The following is a 24,309-nucleotide window of genomic DNA, read 5'->3' as shown; positions in this document are numbered from 1 at the left end:
AAACACCCGCGGTGTTTATAAATTCGTTTAAACAAAAACGCCCTCGTATTACTTATTTATTAATGCAGTTCGATATTTAAAGCCAAATTAAGCCATTACTTAAAGGCGATAATTTTGTTTGATTTATATACTATTTGTTTACAATTTGATTATAATCGCTTAGTGGGTTTTTAAAGTGAGTTTAGGTATGGTGCGGGTTGGTATATTAACAGTATTCTTTTTCTGTGCTTTGTTTAGCCCGCTAACATATGCTTATACACTTAATAACAACATTACCCTAGAGGATGATAACCTGTGGCGCCCTGTCACAGCATTCAATGCGCCTCCTTCTGCACAGCAAGTAATTACATCTTATAAAAACGCTAGTGAAACGAGTAACCTGCTCGGTAAAAGTGGCGCTGTAGTAACAAAAATTGCGCTAAATAACCCCACCACTGGAGATTGGTATGTGCTGCCGCAAGCCAACTTTATCGACGTTGGTTTAGCCTATTGGCAAACCGAACAGGGAGATATAGTTAAGCTTGCTGATTTTTCGCAGTCTCACGTTAATCAACCGGCTATTTTAATGCATGGACAAGCATTTAAACTGCCCTTCTATGCGCCAAGCAGTGGCTATTTATGGATATATTTAGAAGCCAAACACTATCCAACGCCGGTTGATTTAAGTATTTTAAGCGAAGGTGCATTTTTGCATCATCAGTTTTATATAAACTCATTACGCCTTATTGCTATTTCTATCATGCTTACTTTAGCAATGATGGCCTTTGTAATGTTTTTAAGAGTAAAGCAAAAAGTGGCCTTGTTTTGTGCTGGGTATGTCGGTTTGCACGGTCTTGGCTGGGCGTTTGCTTCGGGCGCTGTAAATACAATTTATGCCAGCCCCTCTTTTAATAAACATTACTTAGGTATTTATTTATTTGCCTTTGCTGTAAGTTGCGCAGCAGCATTTACCTACTACCTGTTTAACTTCGATAAAGAAAAAGCCAATAAGCTTGGGAGTGCTTTAAAATACTTTACCGTTAGCGCATTTGTATGCGGTATCTGCAGCCTATTTATGCCCTTTTATTTAGTGTTTTATATCGCGCACTTTTTAGCAGCTGTATGGGTTATGCTTAGCTTAACCACCGGGTTTGCTATGCTTAGCCTGAACGATTTTAGAGCCAAGTATTTTTTATTTGGAAATATGCTCTATAGCCTGTCATTAGTAGTATACGTTGCGTTTCATTTTGATTTAATAAATGCGACCTCATCAGAAATACTTGTACTGTTAGCCTTAGCAATAGATTGTGTGTGTATTGTGCTGTCTTTGTCTGAGTGGCTAAAGTTAAAACAGCACGAATTTAGTACCTTGTTACATGAATCTCGCTTTGACCCTCTAACCCAAGTTGGCAACCGACTACTATTAAATGATGAGCTGATTAAACTTGCACATAGTGCTTACATCATTGTGTTTATAGATTGTGATGGAATAAAAAAAATAAACGATGCGCTTGGGCACGCCAAAGGTGATGCGTTTTTAATTAATGCAGCAAAATTAATGACACAGCATCTAGCGCAAGACGGCACCGTATTTAGAACCGGGGGCGATGAATTTATTTTGTTATGTAAAGTCAAAAACAAATCACACCTCCCCCAGCTAAAAACCACGCTCAGCCAAAAGCTCACCGCATTACATAACACTATACAGCGTCAATGGCCGCAATCAGGTATTAGTTATGGCATAGCATCTAGCGATGAGTGCCAAAGCCATACCGAGTGTTTAACCTTAGCGGATCAGCGCATGTATAACTTAAAATCAGCCCATAAACTCAAAGTATGCTGAGTTAATAGTGTTCGCTTTTGGGTTTGTTACTTACCATAGTGTATTTAGATCATTAACCGTGTTAAGTACACTCGTGTATCCACCAGTAACTACGTACCACTGTGTTGGATTTAAATAATAAACATGATTTTTTTGCCAAGCGTTGGAATTTTTTATATAAGGTGAACTAGATAATGCTTGCTTAATATTACTTTGTCCTGCGGTTGCTAGCCCTCTGTCGAGTATAAATAACCAATCAGGTTTTTTTTCTATGTATGCTTTTGTAAGGGTTGCAGCATGTTTGGCTTTTTGTGCTTTAGTTTGCTTTTTATTTGCTTTGCTATCGGTTTGTTTATTAATTTTACCAACGCTTGGAATACCTAATAGGTCATACACCATACCAAACCTATCGCCAGGTAAATGTGCAATAAACACATCTTTTACGGTAAATAAAACTAGCCCTGCACCTTTATTTTTTGCTTTAGCCTGCAAAGTTAGGATTTTACTGTTTAGCTTTTCCCACAGTGACTTTGCTTGTTGTTTTTTATCAAAAATACTGCCCAGTAATAAAACATTTCTTTTAACGCTAGGCACAAAGGTATCGGCATTAACGGTTAAATCAATAGTTGGCGCAATACCCGATAATTTATCAAGGGCCTTACTGCTTCGGCCACCCACAATAATAAGGTCAGGTTTTATATCTTTGAGCTTTGCATAGTCGGGTTTAAATAAACTACCCGCTATTGCTTTATCACAGGTGTTATAACCTGCCAAATAATCCGGGAACACGCCCTTAGCTACAGCGGTTACTTCAACATCAAGCGCTGTTAAGGTATCGAGTACACCTAAATCAAAAACAACCACTTTTTTAGGTTTTTGTTTTATAACAACAGGCTTCTTTCCTGCATGCTCTATTGTTAAAGGGTAGTTGGCAAAACTTGCCACTGAATAAAATCCGAACACTAAAATTATAAGTATATTTAAAAATTGACCGTACATTATTACTATTTCCTTTTGTGTAAGTATAGGTAATTGGTAAGCCATGCTATCACGCACACCCGAAAATGATAATGAGTCGCATTTGCTTGATTTGGTATAAAAGCGGTTTTTTGCGTTGCAGTTTCTAAAACACTAAGACATTTCTTCGCGTTTATGAGGGTCTGTTGATATTTGCGGACTAAAATTTGTTTAAACTAGGGGCTATTTAATCACGGCGCGATTTTTGTAACATGATGGATTAAGCAAAAGCCACGTTACAAAGAGTAAATAGTCCCCAGGGAGACCCTTTAGGCAGCGCCTGTTGGGTGTTAATGCGACGTTAGCGTCTATCTATAGGGAATAACGAGATAAGCTCGGCTTTGCCTAAATACCAAACAGACAGATGAGAAGTTAACTTAAAAGCTCAACATACTCTGATTACTATTACATACTTTGGCATATTTCAGTATTCCAGGCTTTAGGTAAATTACCTTTAATATGATCTATAAAGGCGCGTTGCTTTTTCGCTAATTTACCAAATGGGTAACATAGCCGAATAGGCAGTGGATCCGCTACCCAGTCGTTTAAACAACGCTCAAAACACCCAGGATGAGCATTTAGCCGCATGCTGGCTTGCCACAACGGTAATAAACCCAGCCCATGCCCGTGGCTTATTGCATCCCCCTGTAACACTAGCTGATCAGACTGAATACGTGACGAAGGAACTGGCACACTTAATGTCGTCCCACGCTGATCAGTCATCACTAGCTGCTCGCTTTTATTCCCAAGTAATTGAAGCCATTGTGTGTTTATCAAATCTTCCGGTGATTGTGGGTAGCCGTTACGGCTAAAATACTTTTTACTACCAAATACTCCTTGCCATAACATGCAGAGTTTTTCTTGGCGTTGGCTGGTCTCTGGGAGAGAGCCCATACAAAGTAAAATATGATCTCGCCACTGATTTGAATTTGCCTTTATATCTGTTTTTAAAGTCACGCTCACATCAGGAAAGCGCGTTAAAAACTGAGCAACCAAATCGCCAAGCCAACCTCTTAATAAACCATTATCAACATACACAACCACCTCACCTTGTATCTTTTCATCAAGTGTAGCTAGTTCATGTTTGGCCTCATTAGCAATGCGAAGTATTTGCTCGCAATAACTATAAAAACGCAGCCCTGCCTCCGTAGGGACTAAGCTTTTAGGCATTCTTTTTAATAAAGTATAACCTGTATCTTGCTCTAAATTTTTTAGGTGTCGGCTAAGAGTAGATTTAGATAACTGAAGCGTTTTTGCAGAACTTGATAAACTGCCCGAACTGACAACAGACACAAAACTATGTAATTCTTTAAACTGTAACACTATAACCTCCTGCAACGTTTGAAATACAAAACAGGCTTACACCTTCAGTTAAACCTGTTTGTCATAAACAAACGAGTGCAATGTGTTGCGGCTTTTGCAACACATTGTTCCATTCAATTCCCTTTACATGATAACAATAAGAATTATCATTTGCACTTTATAAATAAAGGTCTACACGTAAAGGAGAACATTTTAATGTGCAACCGCTCATTGTTTAAGCAAGCACCATTGACCTGTAAAAAGTTACCTTTGGCTATTTTTATCCCTTTAGCCATGGGAGCTTCGGCCACAGAAAATAACAACGAAATGGAAACAATGGTTGTAACAGCAACCGGTTACCAACAAAAAATTATAGACGCCCCTGCTTCTATCTCTGTCATATTACAAGAAGAGTTACGTAAACAGTCTTATACCACTGTGGTGGATGCTGTTCGCGATATACCCGGCGTATACGTCAGTGGTGGCGGTAATATGCAAGATATTAGTATTCGCGGTATGGATGATCAGTACACCCTATACCTTGTTGATGGCCGCCCTATTTCAGCGGGACGCTCTGTTAATACCAACGGTGCCGATGGAGGCAAACAAATTGGTATACCGCCGCTTGCAATGATTGAGCGTGTAGAAGTTATTCGCGGCCCTATGTCATCGCTTTATGGCTCAGAGGCAATGGGGGGTGTAATTAATATTATTACCCGTGCAGCCCCTCAACACTGGTCAGGCAGTTTGGCGGCCAGTTATACCTCATCGATGAATGATGTAAGTAATGATGAGTACAATAGTGACTTTTATCTGGGCGGCGCTTTAATAAAAGACGTATTAGGCGTTGAGCTTACAGGGTCTTTACAGCATACCGATGAAAGTGGTTATTCAGGCGGTGGCGACTCTGCTGCAAGCCGCCCTGATTCGGATACAACGCAATTAGGTGTAAAATTTAATTGGGCTGTAAATGCTAAAAACCGAATGAGCATAGCTTACAATACATCAAACATTGATTTTAAGCATACGCCAGGTGAGTCTATTGCGGCTGATGCCGAAGGGTCTCAATACGAATATGAGAAGCAAATGTATGTGGTTACTCATAATGGTAATTATGGCAAGCTAACTACAAATACGTATCTTCAACAAGACTTATCGGAACGTGTTCAAAATGAAGATAAAAAAGAAGAAGTGATCACGCTAAATAGTTCGGCAACTTACGCAGGCGATAAGCACATTTATACTGTTGGCGCACGCTATAAAACAGAAGAGCTCGTTGATGAAACCAACGGTTTACTTGATGCTAATGTTGCTATTGCAAGTGACACGGTAGATCGGTGGATTGGTGCTTTATTCACAGAGGTTGAGTGGAACTTTATTGACGACTTAGCCATAACAACCGGCTTAAGATACGATAACGATGAGCAATTTGGCTCGCATTGGTCACCCCGCCTGTATGCCAACTGGCATACCACTAATAATTTTACTATTAAGGGGGGTGTTTCTACAGGGTATACGCAACCTTCACTCTCTCAAGCCACAGCTGGCTTTGGACGCGGTACTGGTGGCGGCGGGTCGCCTAATTTATCTGCAGATGGGACATCGATTTCACGTGCCTTGATCATAGGTAATCCTGATCTAGAGCCTGAAACCAGCGTAAACTACGAAGTAGGTTTTATTTATAACGACCCCAAAGTAGGTCTATCCACTAGCTTAACGCTTTATCAGACAAACTTTGATGATAAAATTGCAGAAGATAGATACTGTGTTAGCGCAAATATTGATAGGAATGACTTTGAAAACTACCAATGTGAATTCAGTGGCAATACCTATCAGTTTTTAAGTACGCAAAAAAATATCTCAAAAGCGCAGATGCAAGGGTTAGAAGCAACGATAAGCTACCGTATTAACCAAAGTTTACGTGTTAAAGGCGACTATTCTTACACTGATTCTGAGCAAAAAACCGGTGACTTTGCAGGCGAACCTTTAAATAAAATACCAAAGAGCATGGCTAACATTAGCTTAAATTGGGATGCCAGCGATACTGTAAATTTATGGAGCCGTGTAAATTATCGTAGCGAAACAACCGACTACTTAAGTCGTACCAGCCTAAGTGATGGTACACCCGGTTACACCATGATGGATATAGGTGCACGTTATTGGATTACTGATGACTTAAAACTCATGGCTGGCTTATATAACGTAACAGACCGTGTAGTTACCAACGAGACTTATGGCGTTGTATTAGATGGTAGAAGGCTTACTCTAAGCTTTAACTATGACTTTTAATACACTCTAATTTAATAGGGGCGTTTAACACGCTCCTATCTTCCCTATTTTGCCAATTTATTTAAATAACCTTACAAATCCCTATCCACGTTTATTCATTATAAAACTTGCCAGTAATGACTTTGATAACCTACCGCCCCTTATGCAGCATTTAATTAAATTACATGAAATTTATTAAACGGCTAAACAGTACAAAAAAAATAAGAACAAAGTTATAATGGCGCTAATTTGTCAGGCGAATAAAGCTATAAATAACACGATTAAATTACACCAATAGGAGTTGTACATGGAACATATTATTTCGGGCGTGGCTAAGTTTCAAAAAGAAGTTTACCCATCAAAAAAAGCAGCGTTTCAAAAACTAGCCAATGGTCAAAATCCAGAAGTGTTATTTATCACCTGTGCCGACTCGCGTATCGATCCTAACTTAGTGACTCAAACTGAACCCGGTGAATTATTTATTTGTCGTAACGCGGGCAATATTATCCCGCCACATAGTAATCAAACCGGCGGTATGACAGCCTCAATTGAATTTGCGGTGGCTGCACTGGGCGTATCGCACATTATCATCTGTGGGCACTCGGATTGTGGCGCAATGAAAGGCGCTATAAATACTGAAGGTTTATCAAGCTTACCGCACGTTAAAGAGTGGCTTGGCCACAGCCGCGTAGCAACTGAAGTTGTAAAAGAAAAATGCGGTTGCGCAGAGCTAAACAATAACGACCACCTAGGCTTAGTAATTGAAGAAAACGTAGTACAACAACTACAGCATATAAAAACACACCCTGCTGTGGCTGCAAAAATTGCAACTGGTCAAGTTAAGCTACACGGCTGGGTATATGATATAGAATCTGCAGAAATTAAAACCTACGATGAAGCAACGGGCAGCTTTAAACCTGTTGAAGATACCGATGTAGAAACCCTGGCAAAACAAAGTAAGTAAAGCCGCTTTACAGTATTAATGCGCTCACTGTTATTTTTATCTCAAAATAACAAAGCGCATTTTTTATTTATAGCCTAAACGCCTACCCCTCGTTATTAGTTAACGGCACAAAATGCACTTTTGTTGACTAAACAGCACATTGTAGCCTCATTTTGTGCACTCCCATAGTGCTAGTACCGCACCAAAACAACTCAAATATGTGTAAGTAAAACAATTTAAAAGTAATGTAGCTATTAAAAAACAGATACTTATAAAAATGGCCGCGTTTTTGCTTATATTATAACCATACCGTTCGTTATTAAAACGACACACATTTAGGTTGTTATGACCACAGGCAAAGAAGCCCGCTCGCAGTTGCATTAATTTGTATCTGTGGCGGGCTTTTTTGTTTTTAAATTAAACCGTCATTGAGGGGATACCAATGCAAACACCAACAAAAATACTCATTATTGGTAATGGGATGGTTGGGCACCATTTTGTAGAGCAAATGCGCCAAAGCGACGCTAACGCGCACATTACCGTACTGTGTGGAGAAGCAAATTTAGCTTATGACCGTGTTTACTTATCCAGCGTGTTTGATGGTAAAACAGCCGCCGATTTAGCCCTAACCACCTTTGATAATTATCATCAGTTAAATATAAATGTGCATACTAACCAGTGGGTTAATGAAATAGATAAAACAAACAAGGTAGTTAGCACTCAAACTGGTGATACGTTTAGTTACGATAAACTTATTTTAGCAACAGGCTCGTACCCGTTTGTGCCGCCAATTAAAGGGAATGACCAACCCCATTGCTTGGTTTACCGTACCCTAGAAGATTTAGAGCAAATAAAAGCTAGCGCTGCACAAAGTAAAAGTGGCGTAGTGATAGGTGGCGGCTTGTTAGGGCTTGAAGCAGCCAATGCAATTAAGCAACTTGGGCTTGATACTCATGTAGTTGAGTTTGCACCCCAACTTATGGCGGTACAACTTGATGAACAAGGTGGCACGCTGTTAAAAAACAAAATTGAAAAATTGGGCGTAAGCGTGCATACCGCTAAAGCCACCAGCGAAATAGTAAAAGGCGAAACGAGCCGTTACAGATTAAATTTTTCAGATGACACGTTTTTAGAAACCGACTTAATTTTGTTCTCGGCCGGTATTCGCCCATACGATGAGCTTGGCAAAGTGGCCGAACTTGAATTAGGGCAACGTGGCGGCATTGTAATTAATAACCAATGCCAGACATCAAACCCAGATATATATGCTATTGGCGAATGTGCCTTGTGGGACAAAAAGCTTTTTGGCCTAGTCGCCCCAGGATATAATATGGCTCGCGTGGTTGCAAGCCAACTTACAGGCGGCGAACTTGAGTTTTTAGGCGCCGATATGAGCACAAAATTAAAACTACTCGGGGTAGAGGTAGGCTCAATTGGCGATGCCCACGCTAAAACCCCCGATTGCAAAGAGTTAATTTATCAAGATCCTATTCGTGATTGTTATAAAAAAATTATTTTAAATGAGGCAGGCAACAAGTTATTAGGCGCAGTGCTTGTTGGCGATACTAGCGATTACGACACACTGTTGCAGTACATGTTAAACGACATGGAATTACCCGCACACCCTGAGTGCCTCATTTTACCTGATAGCGAAGGAGCACCTGTTTTAGCGGGAAATGCCCTGCCCGATACCGCCACTATTTGTTCGTGCCACAATGTAAGCAAGGGCGACATTGTGGGTGCAATTGATGGCGGCTCATGCGATTTATCTGCAGTTAAAGCTTGTACCAAAGCCGCCAGCGGCTGTGGTGGTTGTGCCGCATTATTAAAATCGGTAGTCGACAGTGAACTTGAAAGCCGTGGGGTTGAAGTTAACAACCATGTATGTGAACACTTTGCTTTTTCGCGCCAAGAGTTACTGCATTTAGTAAAAGTAGAAAGCATTAAAACTTTTGATGATTTGCTCGCTAAACATGGCAGCGGTCATCACGGCTGCGAAATATGCAAACCTGCCGTGGCCTCTATTTTAGCTTCAACGTGGAATGAGTTTATTTTAGAACCCGCTCATGTTGGCCTGCAAGACACCAACGACACTTACCTTGCAAATATGCAAAAAGATGGCTCTTACTCTGTCGTTCCCCGTATAGCGGGTGGCGAAATTACCCCCGACAAACTTATTGTTATTGGCCAAGTTGCCAAAGACTTTAACCTGTACTGTAAAGTAACCGGTGGGCAGCGTATCGACTTATTTGGCGCACGCCTTGAAGAGCTCCCTATTATTTGGGAAAGACTTATTGCAGCCGGTTTTGAAACCGGTCACGCTTATGGTAAATCGCTCAGAACCGTTAAATCGTGTGTTGGCAGTACGTGGTGTCGCTATGGCGTACAAGACAGTGTTGGCCACGCGATTGCAATTGAAAACCGCTACAAAGGTTTACGCGCCCCGCATAAATTTAAAATGGCCGTATCGGGTTGTACTCGCGAATGCGCTGAGGCACAAAGCAAAGATATAGGCGTAATAGCAACCGAAAATGGCTGGAACTTATACGTATGTGGAAATGGCGGTATGCGCCCGCGCCATGCTGATTTATTTGCTACCGATTTAGATACCGAAACACTCATTAAATACATTGACCGCGTGATCATGTTTTACATTAAAACCGCCGATAAACTGCAGCGCACCTCAGTGTGGATGGAAAATTTAGAAGGCGGGTTAGATTATTTAAAAAGCGTAGTAATAGACGACAGCCTAGGTATTTGCCATGAGCTTGAAACGCAAATGGCGCTTATAACTAAAACTTATGCCTGCGAATGGAAAAAAGCAGTTGAAAGTCCAGAGGCCTCAAAACGGTTCCGCCAATTTATTAATAGCCCAGATGCCGATAGCAATATTTTATTTGTACAAGAGCGCAACCAAATTCGCCCCGCAACAGAGTCTGAAAAACGTAACCAGCAAAATTCGACAAACCGTATCCCCGTAATGGAAATTGAGCAGGAGCAAGCTGATGTATTGGCATAAAATTGGAACAACCGACGACCTAGTTGCTAATAGTGGCGTATGCGCATTAGTAAACAACCAGCAAGTGGCCATATTTTATGTTCCACAAAATAGTGAGCCTGTGTTAGCCATTAGCAACTACGACCCGATAGGCAAAGCCAATGTACTATCGCGCGGCATTATTGGCTCTATTGATGGAAAATTAGTAGTGGCCTCCCCTTTGTATAAGCAACATTTTTGTTTAAATACCGGCGAGTGCCTAGAAGCAGAGGCAATACAGCTCCCCGTATTTGAAGCCAAAATAGACAATAGCAATGTCTTTGTTAGCGCTGAGCCAAAAGCCATTACAGCATTAGCATAAGGAGCAATAAAATGAGTGTTCTTTCATATTTTTCGGGTATTGACAGCCCATGGCTAAACAAGTTTATTAATAAACAAACTCAAGATGCAAAGCACAAAGCTAAACATCAAAAAAACGGCCACGTGTATTTAATAGGGGCAGGCCCGGGCGATGCTGAGCTTATAACTGTAAAAGCGCAGCGCCTGATTGCAGCAGCCGACGTGGTATTGTACGACAGCCTAGTTAGTGAAGCGCTTTTAAATACACTGCCTAAACATGCGCAGCGAGTGTATGTAGGTAAACGCGCAGGCAAGCACTCTATGCCACAAGCTGCCATTAGTGCCTTATTAGTAAAATACGCACAACAAGGGTTTAAAGTTGTTCGTTTAAAAGGTGGCGATCCGAGTATTTTTGCGCGCATTAATGAAGAAGCCAACGCCCTATCAGAGCACAATATTAATTTTGCCATTGTCCCGGGCGTTACTACCGCGTGTGCAGCCTCGGCTTATACTGGTATACCGCTTACTGCTCGCGATGTGGCTCGAAGTGTTACATTTTTAACGGCGCAATTTGCCGATCCTAATAAACTCCCTAATTGGCACAACTACACCTATGTACAAGGCTCTAATAACCCCACGCTAGTCGTCTATATGGGATTAGGACGATTAAACGCATTAAGTACTGGTTTGCAATCGGTTGGCTGGCCTAAAACAACCCCTATCGCATTGATAGAAAATGCCACCACCAACCAGCAAAAAATAATAACCAGCACGCTTGAGAAAATTACTAGCGAGAGTGCGGTGCACACATTAACGGGCCCTACGCTAATTATGGTTGGCGAGGTAATAAATCATCAAATGGCTATCAGCCCAGCGTTGCTGCAATGTAGCAACGCATAAATTCCCCCTCTGGTGTTTGCTCTGTGCAGTTTACAGAGTAAACACTTTTTTCCCCTCGTTCATGAAGGGCGCAATCGAGTGCAAAAACAACTATTTTTGCACCAAAAAGGTTTATTCCTGTAATAAGGACAGATAAGTTAAAATGGGAACAAATAACAAGTATGGCTTTAAGCGGCTGTTTTAATTTAATTTTAAATTCAATCGAGAATTTTTTAAATGATTGGAACGGTGGTTGCACTTTATATACAAAAAAGTGTGGAACAAGTCCTATGTTATCGAGCAATCCTCTCATAAAACAGTTTTTATTAGCAGCAAAATACCAAGAAATTCATGCCTTAAAACAGCTTCAAAAAAGCTGTGCATCGCTTACTAAACTGGGCGACTTTATACATCAGTTACAAAAAGAGCGCGGAATGAGCAATATTTATTTAGCCTCTAACCGCAAACGTTTTGCTTCGCAGTTAAAACAACAAATTAGCTTAACAGAGCAAACACAAACGCAGTTTTACCACTCAATTAAAACGACCTTTATTACCGATAACGCCGACACGGGCCACACCCGTTTGTACAATTTAATTACCCATAGTTTGCAATCGTTAGAGGCGCTGCCAGAGCTGCGACAACAAATAGCAAATCAAAAAATTACCCCTGTGCATGCAACTCAATCGTATACGCAGCTTATTTCGTGTTTGCTAAATATAATTTTAGAAGCCGCCGATGGCGCCAGCGACCCGCGCGTTACACGATTGTTAGTGGCATATTTTAATTTTATGCAAGGTAAAGAATACGCCGGACAAGAACGTGCCTGTGGCGCGCAAGCGTTTGCGTCAAGTAAGTTTACCGTGGAGCAAAAACAACAGCTTGCTCATTTTGTTCAACAACAGCACCACAGCTTTACGTTTTTTAACGAATACGCCGACGAACACGTATTAAAATGCTATCGCTCGTTAACTGATCACCCCGTAAATAAGCAGGTGGATCAGCTACGCGGGCTTTTACAAAATCTAGATGACGAAAATGCGCAGCCGCTTTCTCAGCTTAGTGAGGTGTGGTACGAGGTAACAACAACGCGTATCGATATTATGCACAAAATTGAGCAAAACCTCAGCGACTACCTTATTGACTCTGCAGCAATGCAAATTGCTCAGGCGCAGCGCACTTTAAATTCAAATAAACAGGTTATAAGCAGCCTTGAAGAACAATACATGCCAATGACCGACGGCCAACTCGCGTTTAAACAAAATACCCCCCAAAATACCGCTGCTAATAAACTCAATAGTAATAAAAGCATGTACGACCTAATCATGGAGCAAAGCCAACATATTAAGCAAATAAACCAGGCTTTAGTTGATGCTAAACGGGTAATAACAGAGCAAAAAATAATACATCAGGCAAAGTATATTTTAATAGAGCAGCTAAGCCTTAGCGAAGAGCAAGCTCATAAAAAGTTGCAAAAGCAAGCAATGGACTCGCACTGCTCGCTTTATAATATTGCGCAAAAAATTGTAGAGCTAAGCGATTAAAATCTGGCGTGTGGTTAGCGCACAAACCCCCTTAAAGTAAGGGTTTTAAAAAGCGGTTTTTACGAGGTAAGTAATAATCGTCGTAATCAAGCGACACAATAATACGCTCTGCTTTGCCAAGTAGTTCGCTGCGGGGGATTAGACCAATAACACGCGAGTCAGCACTGTGGTCGCGGTTATCACCCATTGCTAAATAATAATCTTCAGGAATAGTTATTTTATTAAAACCCGATAGCTGTGAAGGCGTATGCGCAACACGAATCGTGTGTTTGTGGCCATTTAAATCTTCTATTTTATCTAAAGAATCAATATTGCTTTGCAAGTTATTGTATTTAAGTTTAACGCCATTAATTTCTAGCTCGTTGTTATAAAGCGCTACCGTATCGCCTGGCACACCAATTACGCGTTTAATTAACCGGTTATCAGCAGCTTGTGAGTCAAATACAATAATATCGCCTGTTTGTGGGTCGGCTAATTTAACTAAAGGAATATGCGTAAAAGGGATGCGTATATCATAAGCCATTTTATCGGTTAAGATTCTGTCGCCTTCTAATATGGTGGGTTTCATCGAGCCTGTCGGTACTTCATACCAATCGGCAACTGCGCTTCTAAACACGCTCATCAGCGCAATAAATAAAATTAACGAACGGTTATTTTTCCAAAATTTATAAAGTGGCTTCATACCTAGTCCCTACCTATCATAAGTAATAGTATGACTAGCTTAATACCAAGCAGTTCAATGAATAATGTAACAAAAAGTGTGGTGATTTTAGGTAGAATTACCAAGGCTTATGCCTTGGTAAGGAGTAATCTGTGAAGCTTATTGTTGGTTTAGCTTGTCTTTCGCTTCTTTTACTTTTTCAAAGTCTAGGCCGAGTTCGTCGGTGGCTTCTTTAATTAAGTGCGGCTGAGTCATAACCACGGCCATTAACTGCTGTAGTTTTTCAGGCGGAATACCAAGCTCTTGTACTAATGCCATTGCCATCATTGGGTTTTGTGTAAAGGCCTCGAACAATGCTTTTACTTTTTCGTCGCTTACATTGTGCTCTTTAAGTATTGCTAGTATTGGGTTCATTTTTAACCTTGTGTGTTTTGTACGTATTTTATATTTACTAAATTATATTAGCTGAGCCATGCATTAACAACGCCAACACACGCCTCAGTGTTACATTGGGTGGTTATTCTACAAGTAATACCACTTTACCGGCATTTTCATTACGCTCTAAAATAGCATGCGCTTCGTTTGCATCGCTCCACGGTAGTGTTTTATACACGTTAAAGTCGTACTTTTTAGTAGCAATATCATTGTAAAAACGCGCAACTAAGTCATCGCGTAATTGGCGTTTAAACTCAATGCTACGGTTTCTAAGTGTTGATGCATGAAACGAAATACGTTTGCGTAGTAGCGCTGCAAAATCAACCTCAGCAAAACGCCCATCTAAAAAAGCGAGCATAATAATTTGGCAATCCATGGCAGCAATAGCCGCATTTTTATTTAAATAACTGCCCGAAACAGGATCTACAATTGCATTTGCTAAAAGCTCATTTGCTTGCATATATTCTACAAAGTCAGTTGTTTTATAGTTAATGGCATGATCGGCGCCAAGGGCTTTTGCATGCTCGCATTTTTCATCTGAGCCGGCAGTAATAACCACCGTTGCACCTGCACTTTTAGCCATTTGAATAGCCGCACCGCCTACACCACTTGCCCCTGCATGAATAAGCGCTGTTTGGCCTTGTTGTAATTTACCAAGTTCAAAAAGCGCACCAAATGCTGTTAGGTACACTTCGCTAATAGCTGCACCTTCAACCATGGTTAAATCATCTGGCAATACCATTAATTGTTTAGCATCTATGGCAACGTATTCGCTGTAAGCCCCGCCTGCGCACAAGCTAAAAATACGTTTATTAAGCCAGCTTTTATCAACATCAAAACCAAGCTCATCCACTGTGCCTGCGCACTCTAAACCTAAAATGGGGCTATCCCCAGCTGGCGCTGGGTATTTACCTTGGCGCTGCATGCAATCAGCGCGATTTACACCTATAGCAGACACTTTTACTAGCACTTCGTGGCTTTTTAAAACCGGTTTATCGGTTTCACTAAATGCAAGGGTGCCACCCTCATGAGAAATATATTTCATTAATGCTCCGTATTTAGCCTTTTAATTAGGGCCTGATAACCTTTCAGGATTAAAATTTGTTCAATCTAGGGGCCATTTAATCGCGGCGCGAGGTTTGTAACCTAGTGGGCTAAGTAAAAACCAAGCAAAGCTTCCGCGTCCTGCTCACGCCCCTTACCTACATCCATGTAGGCAACAAAGAGTCAATGGCCCCTAGGCAGAAACCCTTCGGGCAGCGCCTGTTTGGCATTTATGCTACGTTATCGCCTATTTATGGGGAACAACCACACTACATAGGCTCTGCCTTGCCTAATTACCAAACAGACGGCTGCAAATTTAACCTCGAAAGATAAACAGGCCCTAGCTAGACATGGGGTTAGTTATTTTTATTTAAACCGCCAGCTTTGTTTATAAGGGTATACGTCAGGTAAAAAGCCTGATTTAATTTGTTGTTGGCAAGCTTGCCAAAAATCGGCTAAAAACAGTTCGTTATGTTCGCAGTTAAAATAGTTAAATGCCGTTTCGTTTGCGCTAAAAAACACCTTAAACTGACTGGGGAAAATATCGTTTTCTGCTATATCAAAATAACTGTTGGCGCTTAGCTCCTCTAGGTCGTTTTGTGCACTAGGTACATCTCTAAAGTGGCAATCAGTCAATGGGCAAATTTCATCAAAGTCGTAAAAAACAACGCGCCCCCAACGGGTTACGCCAAAGTTTTTCATTAGCATATCGCCTGGGAATATATTTGCGCCGGCTAAGTCTTTAATCGCTTTACCGTAGTCGGTCATAACCTGTTGTAATGCTTTGTTAGAGCAGTGATTAATGTATAAATTAAGCGGCGTCATTTTTCGCTCAACATACACATGCTTTAAAATAAGCGCCTTACTCGATATAACCATGCTGCTGCCAATTTGTGATTTCATTTGCTTAAGTAACTCGTCGCTAAAGCGGCTGAGGTCGAACGCTAAATACCTAAATTCGTGTGTATCTACTAAGCGTCCTACGCGGTCGGCTTGCTTTACAAAGTTGTACTTGGCTTTTACTTGCGCTTTGGTGGCTGTTTTTGGTGCACTAAATTTATCTTTTATTACTTTATAAACGTAGTCTAGCCCTTCAATGGTAAATACCAGCATAACCATGCCGGGAGTACCTGGGGCTGTCACGTATTTAAAATTAGTAGGGCTATTTTTAGTGGTATCAACTTTGTAACGATAAAACTCTGTTTTAGCGTGCTTAATAAAGCCAATGGCGTTAAATAACTCAAAGCGTTTTTTATGTGGCATCAGCACGCTTAAGTAATCTACATAGCGCGCGGGTTGATCGGTATCAACCATAAAATAGGTACGAGCAAAACCAAACAGCAAACTTAACTGATCGGCGCCCATCATTACGGCATCAAGCTTTAACCCTTTATTAGTATTTAATATGGCGATAGCAAAAGGCATATTATCGCCATTTTTAGCTATACAGCGCCCTATTAAGTAGCAGGCTTTGTTTCTAAAAAATAATGAATTTGCGTATTCTATAAACCCGTCGTTTAAATTTATAAGCTCATACACTTGTTTACATTGCTGCTTTGCACCGGCCATTAACGTTGTTTGCAATGCCTGTAAATCGGCGTTTAGTTGACTAAAAGGTACTCTAAATGCTTGGCGGGTAATGAGCGTTTTTACAGCATGGTTAAACCCATCTTTAAACGATATTCTCCTAACTAAGTTTTCATACGAACGCGGCTCGCTTCTGTATTTTGCTTTTAATACAAACAAATGTACGGTTCGAATTTTTTTATCGTCCCAAATAGCACCAAAGGTAGAATTAAAAAAGGTATGCGCTATGGGTTTGTTTTCATGATTTTGCACCATATCGCCGTATATATTTTTAGCTAGTTGCCATGTTTGCGGACAAGTCAGTTCAGCGTAAGCAATAACTCTCACAGCTTCACTGACATTTTTTACTTCACGTTCGTACACTTGTAAGCGTTCGCGCATGGCAGTTTGCACATTGTGATATTTTTGTTGTTCAAACCGGCTTTGCGCACCTAGCGTAATATTTAAAAACTGCGCAAACATTGCTTCAAAGCCTGCAAAAACAGCGCGGGCTAACTTAGTAGCAATAACTTGCTGTAGCGCATTATTGGTTTGATTAGTTAACAATTTTGACATGGTTACAGCACTTTTATTTTTACCACTTATAGCGGTTATTTTTTATTAATTGTTTACACCTTAGCAAGCAGGCTTTAATTTAGGTAATTAATAAAGCATATAAATAAAATTGATCATATGAATATACGTAACGTCGATCTCAACTTATTAGTGTACTTAAATGTGCTCATTGATGAAAAAAGTGTTTCAAAAGCGGCTAACAAACTCGCACTAACACAACCTGCCATGAGTAACGCACTTAAACGATTACGTGATTTATTTGACGACCCACTACTTGTGCGTGCCGCAGGCTCTATGACCCCCACCAGCAAAGCACTTAGCTTAAAGCCTGAAATAGAGTCTCTTTTAAAAATGGCAGAGGCGATTACTCAGCCCAGTGAGCAATTTAACCCAGCAACGGCAGAGGTGACTTTTAGAATAATGGCAAACGACTACATGGAGTCGACCTTAATTGCCCCCTTTATTACTGAGCAGTTATCTAAAAACCCGGGGGTTAATTTTGATGTACTGAGTCCAAGCGATGTAAACCTGCAAGATATGGAAAAAGGCACTATTGATTTAGCCATAAACCGTTTTAATGGCTTGCCTCGCTCGTTTCATCAAGCCAGTGTTTGGCGCGATAATTACTGCTGTTTAACCCACCCTAAAAATACCTTTTTACAGCACTCAAGCCTTGATGATTATCTGCAAAAAGAACATGTTTGGGTAAACCGCGCTGGCTGGGGGCCAGAAGCTGCCGTTACCAATAAGTCAGGCAAGCAAAAACTAGGTTGGGTTGATGAAGCACTTTGGCAGCTAGAACAAACACGTAAAATACGGGTGTTTACACGCCACTACATGATTGCAAGTTTGCTATGCCAATCAGAGCAACTTATTGCCACCTTACCGCGCAGGCAGGCTAAATTATTAACCACGCATACCGATTTAGTCATTAGCCCAGTACCGTTTCAAATAGTCCCTATTGAGGTAAAAATGATATGGAGCCCACTACTTCACCATGCTCCCGCACACCAGTGGTTACGCCGTGAGTTGCTTGAGTTTGCTAAAACAATTGCGGATAGGTAGTTAGTAATTTTCTTTAATTTAAAATTCTGATTACAGCTCAAAATGTATTAAAAAAGATTTAAGGAAAATCACTATCAACATTGATTACTCTAATTATTCACTTAAAGAATTACATGAAGCACTTGAAACTATTGATGCAAACAAATACCCGCAAAGATACAAACATCTAATAGAAGAGCTAAACAACCCAAAGAGAGTGGACCCTAAGGTTATAAAGCAATTAGAAATAACAGAGCAAAACTCAAAGAAAGAAACCAAAGCATACGTAACTATTTTACTAGGCTTGTTTTTCATTCTATGGAGCTACTTTACTTATAATGATGGCGTTATACATAATAAAGGAGGGGAACGGGTAATTGCTTCTATCGAATCGAGCCCTAAAAAATTCTATTTTTTTATTTTTGGTGCAATAGGCTTAGGGTGTATAACCGTCGCGCACGGTATAGAAACGATAGTAAAACAAAACAAAGCGCTCAAAAATAACAATTATGAAAAATAAAAAAGAATATCCTTACCTATGCGAAAGCCGCCTTAGCTATATTTATAGATGTATAAAATGTGGCGCATTTATTAAAAAGGGAATGCACGTGTGCTATCGGTGTGAACATGTTTTTCCTAAAGAAGATGTTGATATTATGATCAAACAGTATCGTAAAAATTATAAGAAAAACTGGCATCATAAACTTTATTTTGTCGTTTTTATCACAACTATTATATGCGCATTGCTCTTTTAAAAATAAAAAAGCGCCATGGTATTCAACTTTGGGAAAATACCATGGCGCTTTTGAAATCGTAGAAATAGGAGTGAACCCTACCCTTTATATTTAGCAACCTTGATGCCAACCCACCACAAAAATAAAAAAACACTTAAAATCAAATACTTAATTAAACTATGCTTTTAATTATTATTTAGTGTGTCCCAGTTTTGTGCATTTTTATAGGTTTTTGCACCACTTTAATTAAGCATGCTAAGTGGTTTTTGGTTTGTTGTCATTTACTATTGATAAAATCAATGTCAGTTATTGAAAACAACAATTTCATTAATAATACACTTAGCGCTAAAGTGAAGTTAAGCCAACAAACTAAGAGTAATGATTATGACAACATCAAGCTTCACACAACAAGACGGGTTATTTATTGACGCTAATTTACATCAGTTTATTACCCAACAGTTATGCACTAAAACCAATGCCGCTGAGACATACCAAGCACTTGCTACCTTGGTTGATGAGTTTGGTTGTAAATGCCGTAAAACAAAGCACCAACCAGATGACATTTTAGAAGTAGATACGCTACTGCATGCGTATCAGCGTAAAAACCACCCGCTTTGCCATGTAGATGCACAAACAACCGAGGCAGTACTTGATGAATACTGCTGCCAAGTACCGGCTATTATTGTAGTTGCATTAATGGATACGCTTAGTGGTACTCAGTGCGATGAACCTAACGCACACGATATTTACCACCGCGCTGCACAGCTTACTAATCGCCCATGTGTACACAAGGCAAAAACAGCCACAGCGGCCTAATAATGGAGTTGCTTAAAAATACTCGATAACCTTTTGTGCAAAGTCACTGCAGCTTAGGGTTGTCGAGTTATTAATATTTTGCGCTAAATCAAAAGTTACATTACCGCTTTTGAGTGCTTGTTCGAGCGCTTGTTCAATCAGCGTTGCTGCCTCATCCCAGCCCATAAACTTAAGCATTAAAACGGCACTTAAAATACTGCTACTTGGATTTGCTTTGTTTTGCCCTGCTATTCTCTCAAACGTACCATGAGTTGGTTCAAAAAATGCCACATCGTTATTTAAATTAGCAGCCGGCATAATGCCCACTCCGCCAACTTGTGCGCTGAGCATATCTGCTAAAAAGTCGCCATTTTGGTTTGTGGTTGCTACCACATCAAATTGCTCTGGGTTCATTAAACATTGTTGCAGCATGTTATCGGCTATCACTTCTTTAATAATTAAAGGCGATTTATTAGCGCGTGCTATTTCAAGCCAGCGTCCGTTTTCGTGTGGGGTAGCGTTAAACTCATTTTGGGCTAAGGCAAACCCCCAACGTTTAAAGGCACCATCGGTAAATTTAAGTACATTCCCTTTATGTACAAGCGTTAACGATTCGCTGTTATTTTTAAGGGCGTAATTAATTGCATAGCGTACTAGGCGCTCGGAGCCTTCTTTAGATATATTTTTTATACCAATGCCACACTCTTGAGAAAACCTTAGGCGCGTTACTCCCATTTCTTCACATAAAAAGTCGAGCATTTTCTCGCTCTCTACGCTGCCAGCTTGCCACTCTATTCCTGAATATACATCTTCGCTGCTATCACGCAGCACTGTTATGTTAGTTAAAAATGGATTTTTTAACGGCGATGGCAACGCACTTAGCCCTTTAACAGTGCGCATATTTACAAATAAATCCATTTCGTGCCTTAGCGCCACATTTAATGAGCGAAAACCGCCGCCAAGAGGTGTAGTTAAGGGCCCTTTAATTGCTATTTTACACGCACGTACTGCGTTAATCGTCTCCTCTGGGAACCAATCGCCATCATATAACTTTGCTGCTTGCTCGCCGTTATATACTTGCATCCAGTGAATTTTTCGCTCCTTTGCATAACAGTGTGTAATGGCATTATTCACCACATGCTGCATGGCCGGTGTGACCTCTTGCCCAACCCCGTCACCATTAATATAAGCAATAATAGGATTTACAGGCACATGCCATTGGCCTTTAGCATCAATAGTAATATTTTGTCCGTGCTCAGGGGTTTTAATATGCTGATAAGCCATGGTTAATACCTATACTAAAAATAGTGTTACCTGATTAAATCATGCTTGATTGAGCATGTATGCAATTTGCTTTTTATAATTGATATTAGTTAAAAAAATAACGAATAACATGTGCTTAATTACGTAAATAGTGGGTCTAGTATTAAGCGCGTAATAAGCGCGTATTTAGGAGGTATAAATGAAGTTATTTTGGCTGTTATTGCTATTAATGTGCTCTTTAAAAGCCTCAGCTGTTGATGTGGTTATACATAATTTAGACGCACTGACTGCTAAGGGTCAAAAAACGGTAGCTACTTGGGTAAATCAAAGCCTTAAAAAAACACAAAATACCTTAGGCCCATTGCAACAAAGTACCCTCCCTATTTATTTAAAGCCACAATACTTTGCTTTTGAACCCGTGCCATGGGCTAGCGTAAAACGAAATAATCCCGATGGATTAGAGCTGCATATTGACCGCTACGCAAGTTTAAATGCATTTACAAAAGATTGGACGCTTTACCATGAGCTCTCTCATTTATATTTACCACTACTGCCTTACTCTGGCTTTTGGTTAAGCGAGGGGTTTGCCAGTTACATGCAAAACGTAATAATGCGCAACAGCGGTGTCATTAGCCAAGCGCAATTTTTTCAGCGCCTAAACGCAGGGTTTGAGCGAGCACGCTTACAAACTAAAACAAAGCAGCAGCCACTTAATAAACTTTCAAGTGATATGTGGAAGCAACGTGCACAACAGCGGGTTTATTGGACAGGGGCAGCATTTTTTGTAGAAGCCGATTTAGCCCTTCAAAAACAAGGTAAAAGCGTTGCCGCTATAATAAAACAATACCAACTATGCTGCAGAGCTGCGCGCACAAGTGCTAAAACGCTCATAAAAGAGTTAGATAAGCTCTCACGCAGTAGTATTTTTACTACCTTGTACGCGCAATATAATACGCGTACCGACTTTCCTGTTATTACTAAAACGCAGTTAAATACACTTTAAGTGCTTTTAATAAGTGCGCAATACTCATCATATGCTTTTACATTGTAATTAGTTGAGTAAGCATTCATAAAACCATGTAAAAACGGTGTTTTGTTACACGTAACTTGGCTTTTACTGGCTAAAGTACTTATCACTTCATCTACATTAAAATGCATTTCGGTATGTGGAAAAATAAACGTACAAGGTACTTTTGCCGCAATATCTAAATGATTTCTAATTTGTGAAGGGTAAAAGCCAATCAGCTTTTTTAGGTGTGGATTGCCTGTTAATAACTGTGCGCGCCACGCGGCACTTGCGCCTGCACTAAACCCTATACAGGCTGTTGGCTCTGTAAGGTTATTAAACACATTTAAGAGCTTAGCTACGTAATTGTCATGGCCACAGTCATTTATAAATTTATTATAATAATACTTTTCACTATCAAGGGGTTGCAGTTCTCCTTTGAAGGGGTCTATAACCTCTGTATTGGCTTGCATAATATCTAACAACCTCACTAAAGGTACTGTTAAACCATAAATATCGCTGACTATTATGTAATTCATACTTACCTTTTTAGGGTTAAAATCCATGCGTTTAAGCAGTTGATAAAATTAAGTATAAATAATTTTTAAATAAATAGCTTGCACACATTTTTTATTTAGGTTATATTTCCTCTCTGGTCTTAAAAAACCACCGCGGTTAACCTTTTTACCCTGATCCAGTAAGCCCCGCAAAACGTATATTTTAAAGCTAAGTTATTGTACGGCGAGAACCCCTATTAATACCTTGATGATTTTTTTAATATCATCGCAAAAGTGTCATAAAGATCGTCAACACTGTAATGAAGCTAAACACAACATCGTTAATTTATTAACTGCATTTGGCTATAAAAAAATAGCGCAGAGTAAATAACAAGAATAAAGTGAGTTTTATTATGTCTTATAAATACAATGGATCTATGATCCAAATTGCCCATCCGGTGCAATCAATTTCTGTAAACAAACAACGTGTTATTTTTAGTGATACACAAGGTTTGAAAAACGCAATGTTTCAAAAAGCAAGCGAAGCGCGCGAATTTGTAAAATGGTTAAAAGCCAACTAATCATTGCGAGCAATTAACTGCTTAAGCAGTTAATGTTAATAAAATGTGCCAGCTTTGTAGCTGGCATTTTACTTTGTTGCACTTAATTGACTACAATAGCGATACTTTCATTGTTTTAGGTAGTTGTAGTAATGCTCCGTGCATTTTTGTGTATCACCTTATATTTAAGCATTTCTTCAGTCAGTTACGCCCACACGATTAACTGGCTAACGCACGACTTTGCGCCCTATTACATTTTAAATGGAAAATACCAACACCAGGGGCGTGATGAAAGTGTTATAACCTTACTCGAGCAACAACTTGAGCACATCACGTTTAATCGCCTTGTTATCCCCTCTGGCAAAGTAACGCAAGAACTAGCCAATAAATCAGCCACACATTGTGCCCTATCACTTTATAAAAATGCATTTAGAGAAAAGTTTATTCACTTTAGTGAGCAAAGCTCAACCACGGGCCTTTCACCTTCCATTGCTATGCATAAAGGTTTGGCGCATTCACTAGAAGTGCCTAACTCAGAGCCGGTGTCGTTGCAGGATTTACTAGCAGAAAAAAAGCTCACGTTAGGTGTATCTATGAACCGCTCATACGGCGAGCAACTCGACAATGTAATAAATAACACCCCCGATGTTGATATTGTTATTCGCCCAACGCGAAATAGTTTAGCCAGCCTTACCTATATGCTTAATTTAAAGCGCTTAGATATTTTATTAGGTTACCCAAGTGAGCACCATTACTTAGCTAAATCTATGTACTTTGAAGAGAACCTAACTCAGCGAGCGATTGTTGAAGCGCCACCGTTAAGTTATGGCTATATTGGCTGCACTAAAAATGAGCAAGGAGCTAAAAATATTCAACTATTAGATGAGCAATTAAAAAAAATTAAGCAAACCGAGCAATACCATCAAGTAATGTTACGCTGGTTACCCCCACATTTAAAACCCTTATTAGAATCAAGAATTCACGCTACTAAAAACAAAAACGCCACTAACTAAAGTGGCGTTTTAATTTAATCTACA

Annotated in this window: 20 protein-coding genes; 12 read left to right on the top strand and 8 right to left on the bottom strand. The window is 40.0% G+C overall.

The window, feature by feature from the left end; translation table 11 throughout:
* Positions 1–175: 175 nt before the first annotated feature.
* Positions 176–1,822 (top strand): sensor domain-containing diguanylate cyclase, encoded by a 1,647-nt coding sequence (locus PSI06_RS01200; protein ID WP_273602663.1) that lies wholly within the window; start codon positions 176–178, stop codon positions 1,820–1,822.
* Positions 1,823–1,852: 30 nt separating this feature from the next.
* Here PSI06_RS01200 and PSI06_RS01195 read toward each other — a convergent pair whose 3' ends face one another.
* Positions 1,853–2,746, bottom strand: a complete 894-nt coding sequence (locus PSI06_RS01195) for a siderophore ABC transporter substrate-binding protein (protein WP_273602664.1) — start codon at positions 2,744–2,746, stop codon at positions 1,853–1,855.
* 477 nt (positions 2,747–3,223) lie between these two features.
* The gene (locus PSI06_RS01190; protein WP_273602665.1) at positions 3,224–4,141 is read right to left on the bottom strand and encodes a LysR family transcriptional regulator; all 918 of its coding nucleotides are present in this window, start codon (positions 4,139–4,141) and stop codon (positions 3,224–3,226) included.
* 195 nt (positions 4,142–4,336) lie between these two features.
* On the opposite strand from PSI06_RS01190, the gene PSI06_RS01185 reads away from it, so the two are divergent.
* From PSI06_RS01185 to PSI06_RS01160, 6 genes are all read left to right on the top strand, one after another.
* The gene (locus PSI06_RS01185; protein ID WP_273602666.1) at positions 4,337–6,409 is read left to right on the top strand and encodes a TonB-dependent receptor domain-containing protein; all 2,073 of its coding nucleotides are present in this window, start codon (positions 4,337–4,339) and stop codon (positions 6,407–6,409) included.
* A 286-nt stretch (positions 6,410–6,695) separates the two neighbouring features.
* Positions 6,696–7,352, top strand: coding sequence for a carbonic anhydrase (locus PSI06_RS01180; protein ID WP_055255729.1), 657 nt, complete (start codon positions 6,696–6,698; stop codon positions 7,350–7,352).
* Between the two features lie 421 nt (positions 7,353–7,773).
* On the top strand, positions 7,774–10,350 hold the full coding sequence (nirB, locus tag PSI06_RS01175) for a nitrite reductase large subunit NirB (protein ID WP_273602667.1): 2,577 nt from the start codon (positions 7,774–7,776) through the stop codon (positions 10,348–10,350).
* Positions 10,337–10,690 (top strand): nitrite reductase small subunit NirD, encoded by a 354-nt coding sequence (gene nirD, locus PSI06_RS01170; protein ID WP_273602668.1) that lies wholly within the window; start codon positions 10,337–10,339, stop codon positions 10,688–10,690. Before nirB ends, nirD begins: the two co-directional genes overlap by 14 nt.
* 11 nt (positions 10,691–10,701) lie before the next feature.
* A complete protein-coding gene (cobA, locus tag PSI06_RS01165) occupies positions 10,702–11,568 on the top strand; it encodes a uroporphyrinogen-III C-methyltransferase (RefSeq protein ID WP_273602669.1) in 867 nt (288 codons plus the stop codon).
* Positions 11,569–11,837: 269 nt separating this feature from the next.
* The gene (locus PSI06_RS01160; RefSeq protein ID WP_273602670.1) at positions 11,838–13,091 is read left to right on the top strand and encodes a nitrate regulatory protein; all 1,254 of its coding nucleotides are present in this window, start codon (positions 11,838–11,840) and stop codon (positions 13,089–13,091) included.
* Positions 13,092–13,122: 31 nt separating this feature from the next.
* On the opposite strand, the gene lepB is transcribed toward PSI06_RS01160, so the two are convergent.
* The 4 genes from lepB to aceK all read right to left on the bottom strand — a co-directional run bounded on the left by lepB (position 13,123) and on the right by aceK (position 17,373).
* On the bottom strand, positions 13,123–13,773 hold the full coding sequence (gene lepB / locus PSI06_RS01155) for a signal peptidase I (RefSeq protein ID WP_004586775.1): 651 nt from the start codon (positions 13,771–13,773) through the stop codon (positions 13,123–13,125).
* Positions 13,774–13,911: 138 nt separating this feature from the next.
* Entirely contained in the window at positions 13,912–14,166 is a 255-nt protein-coding gene (locus PSI06_RS01150) for a DUF2999 family protein (protein WP_004586776.1), read from the bottom strand.
* Between the two features lie 103 nt (positions 14,167–14,269).
* On the bottom strand, positions 14,270–15,232 hold the full coding sequence (locus PSI06_RS01145) for a zinc-binding dehydrogenase (protein ID WP_273602671.1): 963 nt from the start codon (positions 15,230–15,232) through the stop codon (positions 14,270–14,272).
* Between the two features lie 365 nt (positions 15,233–15,597).
* Positions 15,598–17,373 carry a bifunctional isocitrate dehydrogenase kinase/phosphatase gene (gene aceK, locus PSI06_RS01140; RefSeq protein WP_273602672.1) on the bottom strand — a complete coding sequence of 592 codons (1,776 nt, stop codon included), beginning with the start codon at positions 17,371–17,373 and terminating at the stop codon, positions 15,598–15,600.
* Positions 17,374–17,490: 117 nt separating this feature from the next.
* On the opposite strand from aceK, the gene PSI06_RS01135 reads away from it, so the two are divergent.
* Both PSI06_RS01135 and PSI06_RS01130 read left to right on the top strand, forming a co-directional pair.
* Positions 17,491–18,438, top strand: a complete 948-nt coding sequence (locus tag PSI06_RS01135; protein ID WP_273602673.1) for a LysR family transcriptional regulator — start codon at positions 17,491–17,493, stop codon at positions 18,436–18,438.
* 1,097 nt (positions 18,439–19,535) lie between these two features.
* On the top strand, positions 19,536–19,967 hold the full coding sequence (locus PSI06_RS01130) for a hypothetical protein (RefSeq protein ID WP_004586781.1): 432 nt from the start codon (positions 19,536–19,538) through the stop codon (positions 19,965–19,967).
* A 12-nt stretch (positions 19,968–19,979) separates the two neighbouring features.
* On the opposite strand, the gene icd is transcribed toward PSI06_RS01130, so the two are convergent.
* Positions 19,980–21,230 (bottom strand): NADP-dependent isocitrate dehydrogenase, encoded by a 1,251-nt coding sequence (icd, locus tag PSI06_RS01125; RefSeq protein WP_273602674.1) that lies wholly within the window; start codon positions 21,228–21,230, stop codon positions 19,980–19,982.
* Between the two features lie 178 nt (positions 21,231–21,408).
* Here icd and PSI06_RS01120 point away from each other — a divergent pair, with 178 nt between their 5' ends.
* On the top strand, positions 21,409–22,212 hold the full coding sequence (locus tag PSI06_RS01120) for a M61 family metallopeptidase (protein WP_273602675.1): 804 nt from the start codon (positions 21,409–21,411) through the stop codon (positions 22,210–22,212).
* Here the strand turns inward: PSI06_RS01120 and PSI06_RS01115 are convergent.
* The gene (locus tag PSI06_RS01115; RefSeq protein WP_273602676.1) at positions 22,209–22,754 is read right to left on the bottom strand and encodes a dienelactone hydrolase family protein; all 546 of its coding nucleotides are present in this window, start codon (positions 22,752–22,754) and stop codon (positions 22,209–22,211) included. The two genes, PSI06_RS01120 and PSI06_RS01115, sit on opposite strands and share 4 nt — an antisense overlap.
* 371 nt (positions 22,755–23,125) lie before the next feature.
* On the opposite strand from PSI06_RS01115, the gene PSI06_RS01110 reads away from it, so the two are divergent.
* Together PSI06_RS01110 and PSI06_RS01105 are read left to right on the top strand one after the other, a co-directional pair.
* Complete coding sequence (locus tag PSI06_RS01110; RefSeq protein ID WP_024033460.1) at positions 23,126–23,293, top strand: hypothetical protein; 168 nt, start codon at positions 23,126–23,128, stop codon at positions 23,291–23,293.
* 131 nt (positions 23,294–23,424) lie between these two features.
* Positions 23,425–24,285 carry a transporter substrate-binding domain-containing protein gene (locus PSI06_RS01105; protein WP_273602677.1) on the top strand — a complete coding sequence of 287 codons (861 nt, stop codon included), beginning with the start codon at positions 23,425–23,427 and terminating at the stop codon, positions 24,283–24,285.
* The last annotated feature ends 24 nt before the right edge of the window (positions 24,286–24,309 follow it).

Origin of the sequence: Pseudoalteromonas sp. GABNS16E (genome assembly GCF_028598715.1) — a bacterium.
Classification (GTDB): domain Bacteria; phylum Pseudomonadota; class Gammaproteobacteria; order Enterobacterales; family Alteromonadaceae; genus Pseudoalteromonas; species Pseudoalteromonas atlantica.
The sequence above is the reverse complement of the archived record's forward strand: the minus strand, read 5'-3'. Positions and strand labels throughout refer to the sequence as shown.

Bases quoted from the DNA above. Each gene is read 5' to 3' on its own strand.
- nirD (WP_273602668.1), top strand. From the start codon at position 10,337: ATGTATTGGCATAAAATTGGAACAACCGACGACCTAGTTGCTAATAGT.
- PSI06_RS01105 (WP_273602677.1), top strand. From the start codon at position 23,425: ATGCTCCGTGCATTTTTGTGTATCACCTTATATTTAAGCATTTCTTCA.
- cobA (WP_273602669.1), top strand. From the start codon at position 10,702: ATGAGTGTTCTTTCATATTTTTCGGGTATTGACAGCCCATGGCTAAAC.
- aceK (WP_273602672.1), bottom strand. From the start codon at position 17,373: ATGTCAAAATTGTTAACTAATCAAACCAATAATGCGCTACAGCAAGTT.
- PSI06_RS01145 (WP_273602671.1), bottom strand. From the start codon at position 15,232: ATGAAATATATTTCTCATGAGGGTGGCACCCTTGCATTTAGTGAAACC.
- PSI06_RS01150 (WP_004586776.1), bottom strand. From the start codon at position 14,166: ATGAACCCAATACTAGCAATACTTAAAGAGCACAATGTAAGCGACGAA.
- nirB (WP_273602667.1), top strand. From the start codon at position 7,774: ATGCAAACACCAACAAAAATACTCATTATTGGTAATGGGATGGTTGGG.
- PSI06_RS01110 (WP_024033460.1), top strand. From the start codon at position 23,126: ATGTCTTATAAATACAATGGATCTATGATCCAAATTGCCCATCCGGTG.
- icd (WP_273602674.1), bottom strand. From the start codon at position 21,230: ATGGCTTATCAGCATATTAAAACCCCTGAGCACGGACAAAATATTACT.
- PSI06_RS01185 (WP_273602666.1), top strand. From the start codon at position 4,337: ATGTGCAACCGCTCATTGTTTAAGCAAGCACCATTGACCTGTAAAAAG.
- PSI06_RS01115 (WP_273602676.1), bottom strand. From the start codon at position 22,754: ATGAATTACATAATAGTCAGCGATATTTATGGTTTAACAGTACCTTTA.
- lepB (WP_004586775.1), bottom strand. From the start codon at position 13,773: ATGAAGCCACTTTATAAATTTTGGAAAAATAACCGTTCGTTAATTTTA.
- PSI06_RS01120 (WP_273602675.1), top strand. From the start codon at position 21,409: ATGAAGTTATTTTGGCTGTTATTGCTATTAATGTGCTCTTTAAAAGCC.
- PSI06_RS01135 (WP_273602673.1), top strand. From the start codon at position 17,491: ATGAATATACGTAACGTCGATCTCAACTTATTAGTGTACTTAAATGTG.
- PSI06_RS01180 (WP_055255729.1), top strand. From the start codon at position 6,696: ATGGAACATATTATTTCGGGCGTGGCTAAGTTTCAAAAAGAAGTTTAC.
- PSI06_RS01160 (WP_273602670.1), top strand. From the start codon at position 11,838: ATGTTATCGAGCAATCCTCTCATAAAACAGTTTTTATTAGCAGCAAAA.
- PSI06_RS01130 (WP_004586781.1), top strand. From the start codon at position 19,536: ATGACAACATCAAGCTTCACACAACAAGACGGGTTATTTATTGACGCT.